The 19667-nt window shown below is 61.2% G+C and carries 19 protein-coding genes; 10 read left to right on the forward strand and 9 right to left on the reverse strand.

All coding sequences use genetic code 11. From position 1 onward, the window contains the following. The first annotated feature begins 122 nt into the window (after nucleotides 1-122). From rpoD to GAL01_RS04710, 6 genes are all read left to right on the forward strand, one after another. Nucleotides 123-2081, forward strand: coding sequence for an RNA polymerase sigma factor RpoD (gene rpoD, locus GAL01_RS04685; RefSeq protein ID WP_062033200.1), 1959 nt, complete (start codon nucleotides 123-125; stop codon nucleotides 2079-2081). A gap of 21 nt (nucleotides 2082-2102) precedes the next feature. After that, nucleotides 2103-2678: a GNAT family N-acetyltransferase gene (locus GAL01_RS04690; protein ID WP_062033196.1), complete on the forward strand. Its 576-nt coding sequence runs from the start codon at nucleotides 2103-2105 to the stop codon at nucleotides 2676-2678. A 159-nt stretch (nucleotides 2679-2837) separates the two neighbouring features. Next, complete coding sequence (gene rpsF / locus GAL01_RS04695) at nucleotides 2838-3320, forward strand: 30S ribosomal protein S6 (RefSeq protein WP_062033192.1); 483 nt, start codon at nucleotides 2838-2840, stop codon at nucleotides 3318-3320. 5 nt (nucleotides 3321-3325) lie between these two features. Next, entirely contained in the window at nucleotides 3326-3616 is a 291-nt protein-coding gene (gene rpsR, locus GAL01_RS04700) for a 30S ribosomal protein S18 (RefSeq protein ID WP_062033187.1), read from the forward strand. A gap of 10 nt (nucleotides 3617-3626) precedes the next feature. Then, nucleotides 3627-4217: a 50S ribosomal protein L9 gene (rplI, locus tag GAL01_RS04705; protein WP_062033184.1), complete on the forward strand. Its 591-nt coding sequence runs from the start codon at nucleotides 3627-3629 to the stop codon at nucleotides 4215-4217. Nucleotides 4218-4356: 139 nt separating this feature from the next. Further along, nucleotides 4357-5577: an SAM-dependent methyltransferase gene (locus GAL01_RS04710; RefSeq protein WP_062033179.1), complete on the forward strand. Its 1221-nt coding sequence runs from the start codon at nucleotides 4357-4359 to the stop codon at nucleotides 5575-5577. Nucleotides 5578-5583: 6 nt separating this feature from the next. On the opposite strand, the gene rsmA is transcribed toward GAL01_RS04710, so the two are convergent. From rsmA to GAL01_RS04755, 9 genes are read right to left on the reverse strand one after another with little or no spacing between them, the layout of a single operon-like run. Next, nucleotides 5584-6402, reverse strand: a complete 819-nt coding sequence (gene rsmA, locus GAL01_RS04715; protein ID WP_062033175.1) for a 16S rRNA (adenine(1518)-N(6)/adenine(1519)-N(6))-dimethyltransferase RsmA — start codon at nucleotides 6400-6402, stop codon at nucleotides 5584-5586. 1 nt (nucleotide 6403) lies between these two features. Then, nucleotides 6404-7762, reverse strand: coding sequence for a peptidylprolyl isomerase (locus GAL01_RS04720; RefSeq protein ID WP_062033172.1), 1359 nt, complete (start codon nucleotides 7760-7762; stop codon nucleotides 6404-6406). A 2-nt stretch (nucleotides 7763-7764) separates the two neighbouring features. Further along, nucleotides 7765-10089 (reverse strand): LPS-assembly protein LptD, encoded by a 2325-nt coding sequence (locus GAL01_RS04725; RefSeq protein WP_062033168.1) that lies wholly within the window; start codon nucleotides 10087-10089, stop codon nucleotides 7765-7767. Beyond that, nucleotides 10089-11279 carry an LPS export ABC transporter permease LptG gene (lptG, locus tag GAL01_RS04730; RefSeq protein WP_082780218.1) on the reverse strand — a complete coding sequence of 397 codons (1191 nt, stop codon included), beginning with the start codon at nucleotides 11277-11279 and terminating at the stop codon, nucleotides 10089-10091. The genes GAL01_RS04725 and lptG overlap by 1 nt, the downstream gene beginning before the upstream one ends. After that, nucleotides 11276-12445 (reverse strand): LPS export ABC transporter permease LptF, encoded by a 1170-nt coding sequence (gene lptF / locus GAL01_RS04735; RefSeq protein ID WP_062033165.1) that lies wholly within the window; start codon nucleotides 12443-12445, stop codon nucleotides 11276-11278. The genes lptG and lptF overlap by 4 nt, the downstream gene beginning before the upstream one ends. 57 nt (nucleotides 12446-12502) lie before the next feature. Next, nucleotides 12503-13000 (reverse strand): hypothetical protein, encoded by a 498-nt coding sequence (locus tag GAL01_RS04740; RefSeq protein WP_062033161.1) that lies wholly within the window; start codon nucleotides 12998-13000, stop codon nucleotides 12503-12505. Between the two features lie 2 nt (nucleotides 13001-13002). Next, nucleotides 13003-14028, reverse strand: coding sequence for an L-threonylcarbamoyladenylate synthase (locus GAL01_RS04745; RefSeq protein ID WP_062033157.1), 1026 nt, complete (start codon nucleotides 14026-14028; stop codon nucleotides 13003-13005). Continuing rightward, nucleotides 14025-14822 carry a 3'(2'),5'-bisphosphate nucleotidase CysQ family protein gene (locus GAL01_RS04750; RefSeq protein WP_062033152.1) on the reverse strand — a complete coding sequence of 266 codons (798 nt, stop codon included), beginning with the start codon at nucleotides 14820-14822 and terminating at the stop codon, nucleotides 14025-14027. Before GAL01_RS04750 ends, GAL01_RS04745 begins: the two co-directional genes overlap by 4 nt. 53 nt (nucleotides 14823-14875) lie before the next feature. Beyond that, nucleotides 14876-15514, reverse strand: a complete 639-nt coding sequence (locus tag GAL01_RS04755; protein WP_062033148.1) for a hypothetical protein — start codon at nucleotides 15512-15514, stop codon at nucleotides 14876-14878. Nucleotides 15515-15605: 91 nt separating this feature from the next. Between GAL01_RS04755 and GAL01_RS04760 the strand changes: the two genes are divergently transcribed. From GAL01_RS04760 to GAL01_RS04775, 4 genes are all read left to right on the forward strand, one after another. Beyond that, complete coding sequence (locus GAL01_RS04760) at nucleotides 15606-17078, forward strand: leucyl aminopeptidase (RefSeq protein ID WP_062033143.1); 1473 nt, start codon at nucleotides 15606-15608, stop codon at nucleotides 17076-17078. Then, the gene (locus tag GAL01_RS04765; protein ID WP_062033139.1) at nucleotides 17062-17538 is read left to right on the forward strand and encodes a DNA polymerase III subunit chi; all 477 of its coding nucleotides are present in this window, start codon (nucleotides 17062-17064) and stop codon (nucleotides 17536-17538) included. The genes GAL01_RS04760 and GAL01_RS04765 overlap by 17 nt, the downstream gene beginning before the upstream one ends. Nucleotides 17539-17623: 85 nt before the next feature. Continuing rightward, entirely contained in the window at nucleotides 17624-18712 is a 1089-nt protein-coding gene (locus GAL01_RS04770) for an aromatic ring-hydroxylating oxygenase subunit alpha (RefSeq protein ID WP_062033135.1), read from the forward strand. Nucleotides 18713-18747: 35 nt separating this feature from the next. Continuing rightward, entirely contained in the window at nucleotides 18748-19593 is an 846-nt protein-coding gene (locus GAL01_RS04775) for an aldo/keto reductase (protein ID WP_062033130.1), read from the forward strand. The last annotated feature ends 74 nt before the right edge of the window (nucleotides 19594-19667 follow it).

The following is a 19667-nucleotide window of genomic DNA, read 5'->3' on the forward strand; positions in this document are numbered from 1 at the left end:
GGAACGACTTTTATTCCCGAAAGGTTGCATTCTTTGGAGCCGCAATCTTGACTTCGGGCGAAGGATCGACCACCTGCACGCTGCCGGATTGCTAACTCGCGGCGGAGTTGACGGAGAGACGAATGGCGACGAAAACAGCCTCTGGAACGGATCGGAACGCGCAGGAACAGGAGGGGGATACCACTCTCCTTGATACGCAGTCCGCTGCCGTCAAGCGGCTGATCGCCAAAGGGCGTGAACGCGGGCATATCACTTTTGATGAACTGAATGCGGTCCTGCCGCAGGACCAGATGTCTTCGGAGCAGATCGAGGACATTATGGCGGCCCTGTCGGAAATGGGCATTCAGGTCATCGAGAACGAGGAACAGGACGAAGCCGAGGGCCCTGCTGAAAAGGAAGCCGAAGCTGAGACCGAGGAAGCCGAAGGCCCTCAGGGGGGCAACGTCGATGCCGAGGCTGCCAGCCGCACGGATGATCCGGTCCGGATGTATCTGCGTGAGATGGGTTCGGTCGAGCTGCTGTCGCGCGAAGGCGAAATTGCGATCGCCAAGCGGATCGAGGCGGGTCGCGATGAGATGATCGGCGGCCTGTGCGAGAGCCCGTTGACGATTCGCGCCATCATTTCCTGGCATGAGCGCCTCAAGGACGGCGAGATGCTCCTGCGTGACATCGTGGATCTCGAGGCCAGTCAGGGGGGTGGTCCCGACCCGGATGCGGTCGAGGGTGAAGAGGGTGATGAGGCGTCCGAAGAGGACGACAAGGCCGAGGACGAGAGCGAAGAGGGCGACGGCGAGCAGCAGGAGGGCAGTGGCCTGTCCCTGTCGGCGCTGGAAGAAAAGCTGAAGCCGGAAATCCTGGCCCGTTTTGAAGCCATCGAGCCGCTGTATCACAAGCTGCGCAAGATCCAGATCAAGCGTATTGAAGCCCTGACGGGCGGCGAGGATCACTCGGACAAGTCTGAGCAGACCTATGAAAAGCTGCGTCATGAGCTGGTCAGTCTGGTTGAGCAGGTGCATCTGCACAACAACCGGATCGAGGAACTGGTCGCGCAGATCAAGATGCAGGTCCAGAAGCTGAACGGCGTTGAAGGCCGGATGATGCGTCTGGCCGAGAACTGCAAGATTTCGCGCGATGACTTCCTCATCAAGTATCGCAGCCGCGAACTGGATCCGACCTGGCTGGACAGCATTTCCGCGCTGCCAGGCAAGGGCTGGAAGAACCTGACGACCAAGCACATGGACCAGCTGCGCAATCTACGTGGCGAGATTGCGGCGCTGTCGCATGAGACGGGCCTGCCGGTTGGCGAGTTCCGCCGCGTCTATGCGACCGTTTCCCGTGGCGAGCGTGATTCCACGCGTGCCAAGAAGGAAATGATCGAGGCGAACCTGCGTCTGGTGATCTCGATCGCTAAGAAATACACGAACCGTGGTCTACAGTTCCTGGATCTGATCCAGGAAGGCAATATCGGCCTGATGAAGGCCGTGGACAAGTTCGAGTACCGTCGCGGTTACAAGTTCTCGACCTATGCGACCTGGTGGATCCGTCAGGCGATCACGCGTTCCATCGCGGATCAGGCCAAGACGATCCGTATTCCGGTCCATATGATCGAGACGATCAACAAGCTGGTCCGCACGTCGCGTCAGATGCTGCATGAAATCGGGCGCGAGCCGGCTCCGGAAGAGCTGGCCGAGAAGCTGGGCATGCCGCTTGAAAAGGTCCGCAAGGTGCTGAAGATCGCCAAGGAGCCGATCTCGCTTGAGACGCCGATTGGTGACGAGGAAGACAGCCATCTCGGTGATTTCATCGAGGACAAGACGGCCGTTATTCCGCTGGATGCTGCGATCCAGACGAATCTGCGTGAAGCCACGACACGCGTTCTGGCGTCCCTGACGCCGCGTGAAGAGCGCGTGTTGCGGATGCGCTTCGGCATTGGCATGAACACGGACCACACCCTTGAGGAAGTGGGCCAGCAGTTCAACGTCACGCGTGAGCGTATCCGTCAGATCGAAGCGAAGGCTTTGCGCAAGCTCAAGCATCCGAGCCGTTCGCGCAAGCTGCGCTCCTTCCTCGACGACAACTGAGCCGCCTGAGAGCGCGCGGCGGTGTTGCCGGACTGGCTCAGGCCGAAAGGGGCATCCACCCGTCTTGCGGTGGATGTCACTTTTCTGGAGGTGTGTTCGTCCCGGCCGTCTCCGGTTCTGCCGGAGGGGTTTTCTCTCTCCCGTATGACGGGGGATGAGGTAGTCGCGCTCTACCGCTTTCTGTATCTGACAGTCGGGCAGGATTACTGCTGGTGGATGCGCCGGTCGATGCCGGATGCGGAACTGGGAGAAATCCTCCACGATCCAGCCGTTCATTTCATGGTTCTACGTGACAGCCGCGGCGAACCGGCGGGTTTCTATGAGCTGGATCTGAGGCAGGGCGGGGATGCCAATCTGGCCTATTTCGGTCTTCTGCCGCAGGCGATGGGGCGCGGGCTCGGAAGGGTGCTTCTGGACCATGCCGTTGCGCGGGCGTTCGGGGCAGGGAGCTGGAGGCTGAGGGTCAATACCTGCACGCTGGACCATCCCAATGCACTGCCGAATTATCGTCGGGCGGGATTTTCCGTCCGGCATATCGTGTCTGAAACATGGGACGTTCCAGACGAATATGTGCCGGAAAGGCTGAAGCGACTCTGAGTTAAGGCTTGCTTTTGGGGGCTGTGCGTGATTAATGCCGCCTTTCCCTGCCGGGCGATGTGGCATCGCACCGGCTATACCCGTGCCCTGAAACATGGGCCCTGTTTCCGGCATGGGCCGGGACCAGTCGCGGGTTGACCCAATCCGAAGGGAGTCTTCATGCCATTGTATGAAAGCGTGCTCATCGCACGTAATGATGTGTCGCAGGCTCAGGTGGAAACCCTGGTCGAGACCATCGAAACCCTGCTCAAGGACAACGGCGGTTCCATCCAGAAGCGTGAGTTCTGGGGCCTGCGTTCCCTCGCATACCGCATCAAGAAGAACCGCAAGGGCCATTACGTCCTGCTGGGCCTTGACTGCACCCCCGACACGCTGCGCGAAGTAGAGCGTCAGCTCGGCCTGAACGAAGACGTGCTGCGCGTTCTCACGCTGCGCGTTGACGAGATCGACGAGAACCCCTCTCCGGTTCTGGCTCGCAAGAGCGACGATCGTGGCGATCGCGGTAACTTCCGTGGCGGCTCCAAGCCGGCTGGTCGTTTCGAGAGCGGCCGTGGCGGTCCACGTCGCAGCAGCGAAGATCGTGAGGAATATCGTGCACGTGGCGAGCATGACGATGTTCGCGAGACGGCTGGAGCGGAGTAAGAATCATGTCTGACACCATCACTCCCGACGTAAACGAAGTGAACCCCGCTGCCCGTCGCACGGCAGTTGGCGCACGTCGTCCGTTCTACCGTCGTCGCAAGTCCTGCCCGTTCTCCGGTGCCAATGCCCCGAAGATCGACTACAAGGACGTGCGTCTGCTGAGCCGCTTCCTTTCGGAGCGCGGCAAGATCGTGCCGAGCCGCATCACGGCCGTTTCGGCCAAGAAGCAGCGTGAGCTGGCGCAGGCGATCAAGCGCGCCCGTTTCCTCGCCCTGCTCCCCTACGTTGTGAACTGAGGAGAGCATCATGTCCCAGACCGCACTGATCCTGCTGCAGCGGGTCGAGCATCTCGGCCAGATGGGTGACCTGGTGCACGTGAAGCCGGGCTATGCCCGTAACTTCCTGCTGCCCCAGGCCAAGGCCATGCGCGCCACGGTTGCCAACAAGAAGCGTTTCGAGACCGAGCGCGCCCAGCTTGAGGCCCAGAACCTCAAGAAGCGTGAAGAGGCCGAGCGTCTTGCCGAGCGCATGCACGAGCTGTCCGTTGTTGTCATCCGTCAGGCTGGCGACAGTGGCAGCCTGTATGGTTCTGTCAGCACCCGCGACATCGCGGTTGCCGCTACGGATGCCGGCCTGACGATTTCGCGTCAGCAGGTTGTTCTGGCGTACCCGATCAAGCAGCTTGGCCTGACGGAAGCACGCGTTGTGCTGCATCCGGAAGTTTCCATTCCGCTGACGGTTAACGTTGCCCGTTCCGCTGAAGAAGCAGAGCGTCAGGCTCGTGGCGAAGCAATCGGCGTGCAGGATGAGGATGAAAACATCCTTGGTGACCTGCAGGCTGAGAATGCTGCCGAAGAGGCTGCTGCCGAAGCTGGCGAGGCATCGGAAGAAGCCTGAGGCTTTTACCGCTGATCTCGTTCTGAAGAACCCGGCCGGGAATATTCCCGAGCCGGGTTTTTTTATGTCCATTTGACTGGCAGGATACAACTACAGGCCCGCTGAGGCTTTTTCCCGGTATTGGAAACAGGAGATCGGAATGAAGCGGATTCTGGATTTTGTCTTGCGGAAATTCATTCAGACGGGAAGCCTGCGAGTCGTATTTAGCGATGGTATTGTCCGCACCTATCGCGGATCAAAGCCGGGACTTGAGGCTGGCCTGCATCTTCGGACAAAGCAGGCCGAACGCGCCCTGATCGTCAATTCCGGTCTTGCTTTCGGTGAGGAGTACATGGCGGGCAGCATCGTACCCGACGGATGTACGCTTGAAACGCTGCTGACGGTTCTGATGGAAAACATCAACAGTCATGGTCATGTCTTCGAAGAAATCGAGGATCGTCTGCGTTATGTTACCCGGGCCTGGAAGACGCTGAATTCCCTGAAGACATCCCGAAGCAATGTGGCGCATCACTATGATCTGAACGGTACGCTGTACGATCTGTTTCTGGACGAGGACCGGCAGTATTCCTGTGCATATTTCGAGCGTGAGGACATGACGCTGGAGGAGGCGCAGGCTGCCAAGAAGCGGCATATCGCGTCCAAGCTCAATCTGGATCGGCCGGGGCTTGATGTGCTGGATATCGGGTGTGGCTGGGGCGGAATGGCTCTGACGCTGGCGAAGGATTACGGCGCGCGGGTTCTGGGTATCACGCTGTCACGCGAGCAGCTTGGTGTGGCGCGGCAGCGTGCGAAGGAGGCAGGGCTTGACGGGCAGGTCCGGTTTGAACTGATTGATTACCGCAATCTGCATCAGCAGTTTGACCGGATTGTTTCGGTGGGCATGTTCGAACATGTGGGGCCGCCGCAGTTCGAGGCTTTTTTCCAGAAAGTGAAGGCCTGTCTGAAGCCGGACGGCGTGGCGCTGATCCACTCCATTGGACGGATGGACGGGCCAGGCACGACCAATCCCTGGATCCAGAAATACATTTTTCCGGGCGGGTATTCACCGGCCCTGAGCGAGACGTTGGCAGCGATTGAGCGGTCGGGGCTGTGGATGACGGACTGTGAGGTGCTGCGTCTGCATTATGCGCGCACGCTGGCGGAATGGCGCAAGCGCTTTGATGCCAACCGTGAAAAAATCCGGGCGCTGTATGACGAGCGGTTTGTCCGGATGTTCGAGTTCTATCTGGTGGGGGCAGAACTGTCGTTCCGGGTGCAGGGGCACATGAACTTCCAGCTTCAGCTGACGCGATCCATCGACGCTGTGCCGTTCACGCGGGACTATATGTTCGAGCGTGAACGGGAGAGCGCGAACCGGTAAGAGTTCTCAGCGGCTGGCGAGATTGAGTTCAGCCAGCCGTGCGAATTCGGCGACCGAGAGGGTTTCGGCGCGGCGGGTCGGCTCGATCCCAGCTTTTTCCAGAAGGCGTTCGCCGCCAATGGATTTCAGCGACGAGCGCAGCATCTTTCGGCGTTGTCCGAAAGCTGCGGCCGTGACCTGTTCCATGGCGCGGAACAATTGCGGGGACGGCTGCTCGGCGTGTGGGATGATGACGGCCACTGCGGAGTGGACTTTTGGGGGGGGGGAGAACGCTCCGGGCGGGATGCGCAGGGCGACCGAGCATGTGGCGCACCACTGGGCCAGCACCGCGAGGCGTCCGTAAGCCGAGCTACCCGGTTCCGCGCAGATCCGCTCGGCGACTTCGAGCTGAAACATCAGCGACAGCCGTTCCCATTGTACGGCCTGTCGCAGCCATCCGACCAAGAGAGGCGTTGCGACGTTATAGGGCAGGTTGGCGATGATCTGGCGTGGGGCGGGGGCGAGGGTGGAGGCGTCCAGCTTCAGGGCGTCTTCGCGGACGACGTGCAGGCGGCCCGGATAGTAGGTCGCCAGTTCGTCCAGAAGGGGCCAGGCGCGTTCGTCGATTTCCACGACATCGACGCGGGTGGCGGGCGTGTCCAGCAAGGCACGGGTCAGGCCGCCGGGGCCGGGGCCAATTTCAATGACGCTGCGTCCGGTCAGGTCGCCGCCGAGGCCTGCAATCCGGGCGCAGATGCCCGGATCAAGGAGGAAGTGCTGGCCGAGGGATTTCTTGGCATCCAGACCATGGATCTGGATGGTGTCGCGCAGTGGGGGGAGAGACACGTCAGTTGGTGGCCTTGGCGGCAGGGCGCATCTCGATGATGGCGCGGCGCTGGAGGTCACGCTGAAGCTGGCGTGAGGCCTGCTCGACATGTTCGTTCATAAGCTGATCTGCGATTTCGCTGGGGCTTTGCTGCGCCAGGTTCTTTTCCTGCCGGTTGCAGACCATGAGCAGGGCGATACCGTCCATAGAGACCAGCGGGCGGCTGACCTTGTTGGGAGGCAGCGATTCGAGAACCGACTTCATCTGGGGCATAAGACGCTCCAGAATCTGCGAACCGGGATTTCCGGGGCGCTTTTCACCCAGAGACTTGTTGAGCGCTTCCATGGCGTCACAACTATGAACCGTCTGGACTGCAGAGGTTGCTTTCTGCAGGGCTGCGCGCTGCTGTTCGGTTGGGTTCTGCGGGTTCAGAGGGGCATCGAACGGGAAAAATGCCTGTCTCAGGTCAAGCTGGGTGCCCATCTGCTTGCCGACCACGCGCTTGGCCTGAACGGTGGCGATTACGAAGCCGCCCGCGACCTGAATGGGATTGGAGATGGCGCCGATCGGCATCTGGCGCACGATGTTGACGACCTGCGGGTCGAGGTTGTCTTCCTGCACCCAGCCCATGGAGCCGCCATCAAGGGCAGACTGGGCCTGCGAAAACTGGGCCGCCACGATCGGGAACGGTGCGCCTTCGCGGAGCTGGGAGATGATGGTTTTGGTGAAGGCGAGTTCGGCGTCGTCATGGCGGGGATCGGCGACGGGGACGAAAATTTCACTCATGAAATACTGGGCACGTCCCTGTTCGGCCTGGAGCGCCTGTTCGCGCTGGCTGATCTGGGTTGCCGTAATCCGACCTTCTTCGCCGAGCTTTTCGCGCAGCACCTGCATCCAGCCGATCTGAACGCGGATCTGGTCAATCAGTGTCGTAAGCGAGACGCCGTCCGAAGCAAGACGGTTGCGCAGGGCGTTCTTGGGCATCCCGTTGCGCTGCTCGATATTGGCGATCGCGGCTGCAATCTGATCAGGCTCCACATTGATGTGGCGCTTGAGGATTTCCTGTGTTTTCAGGCGTTCGTCGATCAGCTGATGGATGATCTGGCCGCGCATGCGTCCCATGATTTCCGGGCTGATGGGCAGGCCGGTTGAAAGCACGAAGAGCTTTGCGCGGTTATCCACGTCACGCTGCGTGAGAACTTGGCCGTTGATGACGGCAAGGATCTGGTCTTCCGGGGGCCTGACCGGGGCCGCGGCCTCTTTGGTGGCGGCAGGTTTCGTGGCCGCCTTGTGGTGCGGAGCGGCCATAGCCGGGAGAGTGGCCGAGAAAGCCAGAAGGACAGCCAGGGCCGTGGATGCGGTGCAATGGGTCTTGGACATGCTCAACCGTTGATTCCGAAGGTGCCGATCGTCTTGAACGTGAAGTTGAAGAGGATGGTCTCGTTACGCTGTTCGCCGCCGATACGGGTGTATTGTTTGATATACATGATATCCAGCCCGAAACAGTCATTGGAATAGCCGATTGTGCCGCCGTTGGCGACGAACTGTTTCCGGGACAGGCTGCGGCGGAAGAAACCCGATGCATGATAATTGCGCCAGTGGGTTGAGAACCCGCCTGTCACTTCGCTGGTTTTGACCATGTACGGCGCGTTCGGGCCGTATTCGCGAAAGTTCGTTGCATAATAATAGTACGGTGTCACAGGAGCATAGACGTAGCCGCCCGTCAGGCGGAACATCGGAACGCCTGTGCTGATCAGGCCTTCGCCGTAATCGAACTGGTGGGTCCAGGGATTGAAGCGGCCTCGCGCCGTCACATCCACATACTGGTTCGGGCTGACACGTAGGCGGGCCACCGGGTCAGACAGGTGATGGTCGAGGCCGGAATAGGGCAGGCGGTTATGGTCGATATGCTGCTGGAAGCTTTCGCCGACGAGCATATCGATCGCATGGCCGTTCCAAGACCAGTTCTGGTGGATGCCGACATTGGCGCGCAGGCCACCGTCAAGACGGTCGGTTCCAAGATAGCGGTTGAGGGAAAACAGCGTCGTGTCTGTGAACTCGTAGGACAGACTGTCTTCGTTGGGCAGGTGGCGGTTCTGCGAGTTGCCGGTGTTGGGGGCGGCGATGATCTGGGCAATGGGTTCCAGAATCTGGGAGCCGTGTCCCTTTGCGAAGCTGCGGAGGAACGGCCAGTTCATGCGCAGGGCGATGGTCGGCTGGACCTGTCCCACGAGATGGTTGCCGCCGGCATTCATGTAGTAGGTTGGCTGCTGGTAGGCCTGCGTGGCGTGATAGACCATCGAATCGATCCGCGCCGTCAGCAGGAACTGCTGGCCGAATTTGTTATGGAACGGACGGTCCCACTGGATGGCGGCCTGGCCACGCTGATCGTTGATGCCGTTTTTTCGGTACAGGTTGAAATCGGTCGTCTGTACGCTGAGTCGACCTCCGAACATGTCAGGCTGCCCCTGAAATGCATAGGTCAGTCGCGGCAGAGCCCAGGGCAGATCCGAGTTGCGGATGACGCCCTGGTTCAGGCCCTGATAGGCCTGTCCATCGAAGCGCAGGTAGGAGCCGACGCCGTATCCTTCAAGGAACAGGTTGGAGTTCAGCATTTCCTGACCGTAGCCGGGAACGCGGTAGTCACGCATGTAGTTGGCGGAACTGGCGACGTTGATGTTGGCGCCGAGCTGCCAGTTGCGATTGAGGGCAAAATTGCCCCGACCGAATACATAACCCTGAATGCCGTATTCGTTGGACGAACCGACATTGTTGCCGAAGGTGTTCGTGTAGCGGTTTTCGTCATGGGTGTCGTAGGCGACGCCGCCGGTCACATCGATGGAGCCGAAGTTGAGACGGTTGCGGTACTGCGCGGTCAGTTCCGGGCCGGTTTTGGTGGAAACGAGGCCCCTGACCGTCAGATCCTGCTGTTCATCTATCGCCCAGAAATAGGGGAGTGTAAAATAGGTGCCGAGATAGCGGTCATGCGGGCTGATTCCCGGCATCAGGAAGCCGCTCTGGCGTTTCACGGACGGGTCGGTCATGGAGAAGAACGGGAAATAGAAGACCGGCAGGCCGAGCATCTTGAGCCAGGCGTGATCGAATTCGAGCCGCTTGTGTTGTACGTCCTGCGTCGCGTCGTAGGCTTGGAACTGCCAGAACGGCGGCAGATCGGGGTTCTTCTCGCAGATTTTGCAGGCCGTATAGACGGCGTGCGTCAGGTCATTGAGCATTCCGTTCGTACGGCGCATACCGTTGCCGGCCAGTTTGGCGTTGTCTTCCATGCGGATATAGATGCCACTGCCGATGCCGTCATGCATGCCGTGGCTGAACTCAACATAATCGGCATAGGTCGTGCTGCCGTCGGGTTCCACGACCGCGACATGACCCTTTGCCGAAAGGATGCCGGTGCTGCGGTCATAGGTCACGCGGTCCGCGCGCATGGCGTGGTCGCCCTGCCAGACGCGCACATTGCCGTCCCATGTGATCAGACCGTTCTTCGCATAGCTTTCGCTATCGGCGAGATAGGTCAGTGGATCAGTCTGGGAGGTGGGTTTTCCGACGACGATGATATGGGAGTTGTCACGCTGCATCGTGTTGGCAGACATTTTCTGCGGCGCCACGAGCGCGGTTCCAGCCATCAGTGTGGCACCGACGAACGAAGCGCGTCTGCGAGCGCGTGCTGGGAGCCACAGGGGCACCGTCATCAACCATCCTCCATGTGCAGCAAAAGCGCCACGGCGAGGCAGAGCCCCGCACCTGTCGGCGCCCATGCCGCAAGAACCGGTGGCAACGCACCGGATTCACCAAACTGTTCGGCCACTTTCGAGATGGTGAACAGCGCAAAGCCTGCGGCAATTCCCGATCCCAGCATCCGGGCTACGCCGCCGCGCCGTGTCGGACGCATCGAGAAGCCTGCAGATACCAATGCCATGGTCCCGGCCAGAATGGGAAGGGCCAGCAGCGACTGGAAATGAAGTCTGTGCCGGATCGAGGGGAATCCCGAGCGTTCCAGAAGGTTGATGAACCCCGGAAGCGCGAAGACCGAAAGCGTGTCGGGGGAGGCGAAACTTTCCTGTACACGACCGACTGTCAGGTCGGAGGGGAGGGTCATGTCACCGATCTTCTGGGGCAGGTGATCGGGGTGCAGTACGGAGGTATCGTGCAGCAGCCACTGGTGGTCGCCCAGAGCGCCATTGGGAGATTCGACGCGCAGGATCAGGCGGTCCCGGTCGTCGAGGCGGAAGATTGAAACACCGGAAACGTTCAATGCGCCGTTGACGAGATGGACGTCTTGCGCGTGCAGGATCGCAACGCCGTGAGGAACCAGCCCGTCATCGGACTGTCTGAGCCACAGGGCGCCACCGTTCAGCGTCAGGGGGCCTCCGCCGGTGCGAAGATAGGTCTGATCCAGCATCTCGGCGCTGCGGAACATGTTCGACGACAGGGCGGAAATACCGGTTGTGGTCAGCAGGCCTGTCAGAAGCGCGCAGGCCAGCGGGCTGGCGAGGAACTGCCAGGCAGAAATGCCGGCAGCGCGAGCGACGATGAGTTCGGACGAGCGCGTCAGGCGCGAAAAGCAGACGATCCCGCCCAGCAGGATGCCGAAGGGTAGGACATAGATGATGTAGTAAGGCACATGCAGCGCCGCGATCTTGACGACGAGGCTGGCCGGAACATTGGGGCGCGTGGCCGCACGGCGCAGCAGGTCAATGAAATCGAACAGCGAGACCAGTCCGGTCAGGGCGAGCACCATGGACAGGGTGCTGAGCATGAACTGTCGGGCGATATAGATAGCCAGGGTCGTGGAAAAGCCGGCGTGGTCGTCGCGGGTGCTGAATACCTGAAACAGCGATGTCAGCCACGGGCCCAGACGCGGAGAGGCGATGCTTCTCATCGGGAGGCCTCCGGCGAAGGAGTCAGGGGGACAGGCTGCTTCACGCTTCCGGTCCACTGTTCGAGGAACAGCAGGACGGCGCAGACGACTGCGGGCAGGAGGGCTTCAAGCCAGATGAGCGGCACCAGCGCAAGATGTCGTCCGGCGAGGTTCTGGAGCATGAGCGACAGGGCCAGCAGACCGACGACCGTGAGGATGGCGGTCAGGGGGCGGGTGATATTGCCATGCCGGGAGAACGCGCCACGCAGCACTGTGACCAGACCGATCATCGCAAAGGACAAGGCAGTCAGGGGAGAGGTAAGCCGTCGCCAGCCCACGACGATGTTTTTGCCGCGATCGCGTTCGGAGACTTCGTGAGGGTCGGGATGAAACAGTTCGTGGAGTGACATCTCGTCCGGGTCCCTGTCTTCGTGACTGTTCCGGCGCCCTGAGGTCAGGTCGATGGTGTTGCGTCCGAAGGTCAGGACGTTCAGTCGTCCGGTATGGCGGTCGATTTCCTCACGCGAGCCGTCATAGAGGACGACGCGGGGCTGGTCGTTTACCACGACCATGGTGCCGCGCTCCGCGAGGATCGTGGTGTGGGAATCGAGATTGCGGTCGTCTTCGACCAAGACGCCGTGAAGCTGTCCGTCACTCGTCCGCCCACGCACATAGACGGTCATGTCTCCGGAAAGGCTGGTGAAGACGCCGTCTTGAAGCAGGAAGGCCGCCATGCGGTTGCGGATTTGGAATTCGTAGCGGTGAAACGCATGGTAGGACACGGGGGCGAGCCACAGGGTCAGGGTATAGCACAGCGCCACTGAGAAAAATGCGCAGAGCAGTCCCGGTCTGGCCAGTTCCAGCGGGGAGCGCCCGGCGGCGCGCATGACCGTGAGTTCCCGGTCCCCGACCATTCGCTGATAGGTGAACAGCACCACGAGAAAGGTCGTGATCGGAAGGATGACGGCGATGAAGGTCGGGAGCATCAGCGAGGTGAGCTGGATGAACACGCGCAGTGACAGGCCGTGCTGGACCACCATCGAGACGAAATGCAGCGACTGGGTCAGCCAGATCAGGGCTGTTGCACCTCCGGTCAGCGCCAGCAGGGCGATGAGGAGCTGACGGAGAATGTAGCGGTCGAGCAGAGGCAGGATCTGCCGCCCGGAAGTACCGGAGGATGAGGCCATGGCCCTTCATCTATCCCTAGCGCGTGGCGGGAGGAAGGCGAAAAAACGAAACAGTTTCTATCGCAGATAGGCGGCCCGGTCGATGGGCACCCTTGTGGCCGACAGGCTGTGATAGAGTTGTGTTCCGGCAATACCGACCAGAAGGCCAGCACCCGCCGCGAAGGCGAGGGCGATATAACGCCAGGGTTTCTGCATCCGGAAGGTGGCCACTTCCACCTGGAGCAGTCCCATGTCCATCTGGCAGCGCCCGAGCCGAAGCTGGGCAGCGCGGGTATCGGTTTCGCTCTGGCTGAGGCGGTGTTCCAGATCCTGAACGCGCTCGCGCAGGCCTCTTTCCCGCGTTGCGGTGTCTCGCTGGGCGATGGTGCCGATACGCGTGATGAACAGGTTTTTCAGTGCGCCGCCCGTGACGCCGTCGCGGCGGGCCATCTGGCGGATCCGTTCCAGCGCCGTGGCGGCATGGCCGGGCTGCTCGTCCAGCACCAGCGCCAGAATATCGGAGAGGATTTTGATTTCCCTCGGGTCGATGTCTTTGGGATCCGGCGCACGGGCCATGCTCAGGACGGTGCCATGGTGTCTGCGTGGGTATCGGTGCGGGGTTCGGCCGCGCGGCGCAGACGGTCACGGATCGCGAGGCCCAGCCCGTGACGGGGTATCGTCTGTGCAGCAATGGTTTTCAGGCCGCGTCGGCTGCCTTCTGCATCCAGAAAACGCAGTCCGGCGAAAAGACGGGCCGCTGCTTCTTCAAGATTGCCGCTTTCGCTCAGGTTCCATGTCAGGCCCGCGCCAGGAAACGGGCGACCGAAAGCAAGCTGGGCCTCGTCGGGCGCAATGGAGGTCACGTCCAGCCTGACGGGTAGGCTGGGAGCATAATGCGAAGCCAGTCTGCCGGGAGAGGCGGGTGCGATTTCGGCGAAATCGTCCGGATGGCGGATCGGGCCGCACAGATCGTTCAGTTCCTCGAGCGTGACTCCGCCCGGACGCAGAAGAACCGGCACGTTCCGGGTCAGGTCCAGCACAGTGCTTTCCACGCCGATGGAACAGGGGCCGGAATCCAGAACCGCGTCGATCCGGCCGTCAAGCGAACGCAGGACGTGGAACGCGTCGGACGGGCTGACGGTGCCCGAGACGTTGGCGGATGGTGCTGCAACTGGCGCGCCCACTTCGCGCAGGAGCGCCAGTGCCGTTTTTCCACGCGGCACACGCAGGGCGAGGGTGGAGAGCCCGGCGGCGGCGAGGTCCGAGACGGTCGAGTTCGGGGAGCGGGGCAGCACCATCGTCAGCGGGCCGGGCCAGAACCGCTCGGCCAGTGTATGGGCGATTTCCTTCATCCTGCCGCTGAGCGACGCCTGTGCGAAGGCGCTTTCGGCATCGGGCAGGTGGCTGATGAGCGGGTTGAAGCGCGGGCGCCCCTTGGCGGCGAAAATTCGGGCGACAGCGGTGTCGGATGAGGCGATGGCCCCAAGGCCGTAGACGGTCTCGGTACCGAAGGCGACAAGCTTTCCGGCTTTCAGAAGCTCCGCCGCGCGGCGGATACCTTCGGGCGTGGCTGTCAGGCGTTCGGTATGCGGCGTGTCGCTCAAGATGCACCTCCCGTGCAGTAAAAGGATGAATTCAGTCGGCCCGGCTTTCCATAGCGCAGGGGCTGGCTGTCCGCATCCAGAAGGGCGCCGCCTGCGGCTTCGAGAATGGCCTGTGGAGCGGCGGTGTCCCATTCCATGGTGGGGCCGAAGCGGGGATAGAAATCCGCCGATCCTTCCGCGACGCGCATGAATTTGACCGAAGAGGACAGTTTGTCGATGGACGCGACTTTTCGTCCCGCCAGCCAGCGTTCCAGCAGTTCCGGGTCGCCATGATGGCTGGAGGCCAGCACGCGCAGGCCCTCGGCAGACGGTGTTGCGGTCCGGATCGGGGTGTTGTGGGTGCCGTCCCACCGGTGAGCGCCAAGGCCCTGACCGCCGCTGTAGATCAGTCCGTAACCGGGAAGCGCCACAACGCCCAGAACCGGGCGGTCATGGCGGACGAGGCCGATATTGACCGTGAAATCCCTGCCACCCGATGCAAAACCCCGAGTGCCGTCCAGCGGATCGACCAGCCAGTAGGCGTCTCCTGCGATGACGCGGATCCCGGCCGACATTTCTTCCTCGCCGATGGCGGGAATGGACGGACAGGCCGCGCGCAGGCCGGAGAGGATATGATGTTCGGATGCGTGGTCCGCTTCCGTGACGGGGGAGGCGTCGTCCTTGATGTCCGTGCGAAAACCGCGTGCGCGGATAGCGTTGATGATGTCCGAGGCTTCGGAGGCGAGCCGGAATGCCAGATCCAGAAGGGCGCGGTCATCGTTCGCGGGGACGGTAATGAGGGAAGCGGAAGTCATTCGTCCAGACTACTCCAAGAAGGCTTTTGCGTCATGTGCTGATACAGGCGGTTTTACTGCGGACAGGTCGGCACAGGTTCATGAGGGCCGTTCCATGTTGCGAACGGGATTTTTGTCGCGGCGCGGAGGGCGATGTCCGCATGGCAGGTCGTGACCGGGGATGCGATTGTGGACAGGGGCCTGAAAGTGAACGCCGTGGTGCCGGGTTCGCCGTCTTCGCGTGTCAGCTGATAGATCCGGACATGCGCCGGGCTGGGCTGCGGGACGGGATGGCCGCCCATATCGCGCGTTGCAATGAACAGCAGAAGGCTGGATTTTCCGTTCACCCGGGCCGTGGCGAAATGGACGGTCTGGATTGCGTCTTCGCCGGTATGGGGACTGTCCGCAAGCATGTCGGCGAGCGGAGCGTTAGGGGCCGCGTCCTGTCTGTCCACGAGGTCGGCCTGATCGGGTTGTTCGGCATCGGGGGTGGTGACGGCATAGAGATGATAGCCCCATGCGTTTCCGTTTTCGCGCCAGAACGGCGTGACTGTTATGGCGGGAAAGCCCTTCGGGTGCAGGGTTACCGGGCTTTTGCCGATCAGGATGGGCGTAATTTCGGTGATCCGGGGCGCTGTGGGAGCGGCATGTCCTTTCGGGAGGCCGAGCGCGACGGCGGAGCAGAGCAGGATCTTCAGGGCGGTGCGGCGCATGGAAGGTCTTTCTCGGGGGAGGGCTTGTATGCCGGGGCGGTGTTTCCGATAACGGAGCTGACGATTTCATGTTCCAGACGACAGGGCCATCATGCTTTCAGTGATTTTCGATTCCCTTCCTGCTTTTTCAGCAGATGCGCCCCATGCGGTTGTGTTGCTGTGCGAGACTGTCGGTGGCGAGACGTTCTCGGCGCTGGACAAGGCGACGGCCGGTGCGGTGTCGCGCGCCGTTGCCCTCAAAGGTTTCAAGGGGGAAGCCGGACAGAGCGTGGTGCTGCCGGCTCCGGCTGAGGGGCTGTCGCAGATCGTTCTCGCCGGGGTGATGCCGAAGGGTGGCGCCGCTGTGGATGCCGTGGCGGTCGAGAACGCTGCGGGTCGGGCGGTGCGGCTGCTGGATGGCGTTGAAAGCGCGGTCCTGGTCGTGTCCGGGGCGCTGGAACAGTTTGCTCCGGAAGCGGGGCTGGGCGCGCGTCTGGCGTCCTATGATTTCGACCTGTATCGCACCAAGAAACCCGGGGGGCGTCCGGTCCTGAAGGCGCTGACCGTCGCGGTGTCGGACGTGGTGGTAGCCAAGGCACGCTGGACGGCTCTGGATGCGGTGTCGCAGGGTGTGATCCTGACGCGCAATCTCGTGAGCGAGCCGCCGAATGTGCTTTATCCTCAGAGCTTTACGCAGCGGATTGAAGACCTGCGTGAGCTTGGCCTGACGGTTGAGGTTCTGGACGAAAGCGCCATGACGGAGCTTGGTTTCGGTGCGCTTCTGGGTGTGGCGCAGGGCAGTGTTCACAAGCCGCGGACGGTGATTGTCCGTCACAATGGCGGTGGCAGCGAGGCGCCTCTGGCGTTCATCGGCAAGGGTGTGACGTTCGACAGTGGTGGCATTTCCATCAAGCCCGCGGCCGGTATGGACGAGATGAAGACCGATATGGGCGGCGCTGCGACCGTAATTGGCCTCATGAGTGCGCTGGCCCGTCGCAAGGCGCCGGTCAATGCGATCGGTGTGGTCGGGCTGGTTGAGAACATGGTGTCCGGCGGGGCGCAGCGTCCGGGCGATATCGTGCGGGCCTATGACGGGCAGACGATCGAAGTCCTCAATACCGATGCGGAAGGGCGTCTCGTTCTGGCGGATGTGCTGTCTTACACGCGCAAGCGGTTCAACCCGAAGCTCATGGTCAATCTCGCCACGCTGACGGGCGCGATCGTGGTCAGCCTTGGCTATGAAAATGCCGGTCTGTTCAGCAACAGCGATGCGCTGGCCAAGGGGCTTTCGGAAGCCGGAACGCAGGTGGGTGAAGGTCTGTGGCGGATGCCGATGGGCGAGGCCTATAACCGCGAAATCGATTCCGATATTGCCGACATGAAGAATATCGGCGGGCGTCCGGGCAGCGCGATCCTTGCGGCGGAATTCCTCAAGCGCTTTGTGGGTGACACGGACTGGGCGCATCTCGATATCGCCGGGACGGCCTGGAAGACCAAGGCGTCCGCCATTGCACCGAAGGGCGCGACAGGCTTTGGCGTGCGGCTGCTGGACCGTTTTGTGAAGGCGCATGAAGCCAGCGCCTGAGGATCGGGATCACGCTGTGGATGTCGGGTTCTATCATCTGACGCGTACGCCGCTTGAAGAGGCGCTTCCGGCCCTTCTGGGCCGGACGCTGGAGGCGGGAGAGCGCGCGCTCGTGCGTTGTCCGGATGCGGCGGCGGTCATGGCGCTGGATACGGCGCTCTGGGCGTGTCGGGACCCGGTATGGCTTCCGCATGGGACTGCAAAGAACGGTCATGCGGCCCGGCAGCCGATCTGGCTGACGGAAGGCGAAGACGTGCCGAATGGGGCGCGCTTCCTGTTTCGGGTCGATGGGGCGGGGGAGAATGATTTCGCGCCCTTCACCCGGATTTTCGATCTGTTTGATGGTGGCAATCTGCAATCCGTGCAGCGGGCAAGAGACCGCTGGATTGCGATGAAATCCTCTGGTCACAGTCTCGTGTACTGGAAACAGGAAGAGCGAGGCTGGAAAAAGGCAGGGTAAGGTTTCAAACTGTGTCTGAACCCATTGATGGAAGGGGCCGTCTGATCTGGGGCGTCTTTCATGTCACTGGAGAGGACGCCTGACTGTGCCGGACCCCACGAATTCTTCCCCTGATCCTCTGAAAACCGATTTGCGTCGCGTCGATATCAATCCTGATTTCTGGTATCCGCTGGCGTGGTCGAAGGATCTCAAACGCGGGAAGACGATCGGGCGTCGGTTCGGACGTCATCCCATTGCGCTGGTACGGCCTTCGGAAGGCAGCGTGTTTGCGCTGGAAGACCGGTGCGCGCACCGGCAGGTTCCGCTCAGTCTGGGCAAGGTCAGCGGTGAGGCTGTTCAGTGCTGTTATCACGGCTGGGCGTATGGCCGTTCGGGCCGCTGCATCGACGTGCCGTATCTGGGCAAGGGCAAGCTTCCGAACGGTGTGAGGACCTATCCCTGCCGTGAAGCGGGCGGCATGATTTTCATTTTTCCCGGTGATGCGGCGAAAGCGGAAAGCGTTCCCCTGCCGGCACTGGCGCAGGTGGACAATCCGGCATTCAAGACGCGGCATTTCAGCCCTGTCGTGAAATGCCATTACACGTTCATGCATGAAAACCTGATGGACATGAACCATCAGTTCTTGCACCGCCGCCAGATGGGGCAGATCAAGGCGCGTTTTCTGGGGCAGGATGCGGGCGAGGGCTTCATTGAGGCGCGCTATAGTTTCGCACGCAGCGGCACCCAGCAGCCTCTGGCGGAGCGGCTGATTTTCGGCAAGCACCACGATGATCCGGGCCGGGAGCAGCCGGTTGAGGAAATCGTCAGTATCCGCACGACCTATCCGTATCAGAGCCTGAAAATCCATGACAAGGATGGCGACCTGATCATGGAGCTGTTCAGTGTTTATGTTCCGGACAGTGCAGATGGCATGAGCACGCAGACGTTTGGTCTGCTATCGGTGCTGCGCCCCAAAACGCCATTCCTGATTGATGTGATCTGGCCCGCGCTGGGCGTTTTCACGAACCGGATCTTTGAAGAAGACCGGGAGATCATGGAACTGGAGCAGAGTGCCTGGCGGGATCTGGGGGGGGATCACAACGTCGAGGTTTTCCCCATCGTGCGAAAGCTGCGCGACCTTCTGAAGGTCAGTGGAATTGTGAGGGAACAGACGGCTGATCCTGTCGTTGTCTAGAGACATGGGTCTGGGGATACGGACAGGAGACGGTCATGAAAACAGTCACGCTCAGGAATGGTGTTACGGTTCCGGCACTGGGGTTGGGAACCTGGAATATCGGCGACAGCGCTTCACGGCGCAGCAGCGAAATAGAGAGCCTGCGAAAAGGGCTTGAAGCTGGTCTGCGGGTTGTGGATACGGCCGAGATGTATGGCAACGGCCGCTCGGAAGATCTGGTCGGGGAAGCCATCGCGGATGTGCGCGACGAGGTTTATCTCGTCAGCAAGGTCGTGCCGTCCAATGCGTCTTATGACGGAGTCCATGAGGCGTGCCGGCGTTCCCTGAAGCATCTGGATACGGACTGGCTGGATCTGTATCTGCTGCACTGGCATGGGGGGACGCCGCTTGACGAGACAATCCAGGCCTTTGAGGATCTGAAGGACGATGGTCTGATCCGGGGCTGGGGCGTATCGAACTTCGATGTCGATGACATGGAAGAGGTCGAAAACCTCTCCGGGAACTGTCTGGTCAATCAGGTTCTGTATAATCTGGAGCACCGAGGGACGGAGTTCGATCTTCTGGAGCATGATCTGAAATCCGGAACGGTGACGATGGCCTATTCGCCGCTCGGGCAAGGTGGGGAGCTTCTGGAGCATCCGGCCCTGAGAGAGGTGGCATCACGGCACGAGACGTCGCTCGGGCCTGCCGATCCGGCGCAGATTGCTCTGGCCTGGGTGCTGCGTCGGCCGAATGTTCTGGCCATTCCGAAGGCCGCATCTCCGGAGCATGTGGCGGGAAATCTTGCCAGTCTGGAGATCAGCCTGACGGATGCGGATCTCAAAACGCTTGACGGCGCTTTCCCTTCTCCGAAACGCAAGCTATCTCTCGCCATGATCTGACGGTCGTGATGGTTGCGGTCCGTTCTCCCTAACCTGCGGACCGCGCCCTGCATATTTTCACGTCCCTGTTCCAT

It is taken from the genome of Gluconobacter albidus, assembly GCF_002723915.1.
Lineage (GTDB): Bacteria > Pseudomonadota > Alphaproteobacteria > Acetobacterales > Acetobacteraceae > Gluconobacter > Gluconobacter albidus.

What these genes read in the sequence shown, in the direction of transcription:
- GAL01_RS04775 (WP_062033130.1), top strand. Translation starts at nt 18,748, where the DNA reads ATGAAAACAGTCACGCTCAGGAATGGTGTTACGGTTCCGGCACTGGGG.
- GAL01_RS04760 (WP_062033143.1), top strand. Translation starts at nt 15,606, where the DNA reads ATGCTTTCAGTGATTTTCGATTCCCTTCCTGCTTTTTCAGCAGATGCG.
- lptF (WP_062033165.1), bottom strand. Translation starts at nt 12,445, where the DNA reads ATGGCCTCATCCTCCGGTACTTCCGGGCGGCAGATCCTGCCTCTGCTC.
- rplI (WP_062033184.1), top strand. Translation starts at nt 3,627, where the DNA reads ATGTCCCAGACCGCACTGATCCTGCTGCAGCGGGTCGAGCATCTCGGC.
- rpsF (WP_062033192.1), top strand. Translation starts at nt 2,838, where the DNA reads ATGCCATTGTATGAAAGCGTGCTCATCGCACGTAATGATGTGTCGCAG.
- GAL01_RS04755 (WP_062033148.1), bottom strand. Translation starts at nt 15,514, where the DNA reads ATGCGCCGCACCGCCCTGAAGATCCTGCTCTGCTCCGCCGTCGCGCTC.
- GAL01_RS04740 (WP_062033161.1), bottom strand. Translation starts at nt 13,000, where the DNA reads ATGGCCCGTGCGCCGGATCCCAAAGACATCGACCCGAGGGAAATCAAA.
- GAL01_RS04720 (WP_062033172.1), bottom strand. Translation starts at nt 7,762, where the DNA reads ATGTCCAAGACCCATTGCACCGCATCCACGGCCCTGGCTGTCCTTCTG.
- lptG (WP_082780218.1), bottom strand. Translation starts at nt 11,279, where the DNA reads ATGAGAAGCATCGCCTCTCCGCGTCTGGGCCCGTGGCTGACATCGCTG.
- GAL01_RS04725 (WP_062033168.1), bottom strand. Translation starts at nt 10,089, where the DNA reads ATGACGGTGCCCCTGTGGCTCCCAGCACGCGCTCGCAGACGCGCTTCG.
- GAL01_RS04750 (WP_062033152.1), bottom strand. Translation starts at nt 14,822, where the DNA reads ATGACTTCCGCTTCCCTCATTACCGTCCCCGCGAACGATGACCGCGCC.
- GAL01_RS04710 (WP_062033179.1), top strand. Translation starts at nt 4,357, where the DNA reads ATGAAGCGGATTCTGGATTTTGTCTTGCGGAAATTCATTCAGACGGGA.
- rpsR (WP_062033187.1), top strand. Translation starts at nt 3,326, where the DNA reads ATGTCTGACACCATCACTCCCGACGTAAACGAAGTGAACCCCGCTGCC.
- GAL01_RS04765 (WP_062033139.1), top strand. Translation starts at nt 17,062, where the DNA reads ATGAAGCCAGCGCCTGAGGATCGGGATCACGCTGTGGATGTCGGGTTC.
- rpoD (WP_062033200.1), top strand. Translation starts at nt 123, where the DNA reads ATGGCGACGAAAACAGCCTCTGGAACGGATCGGAACGCGCAGGAACAG.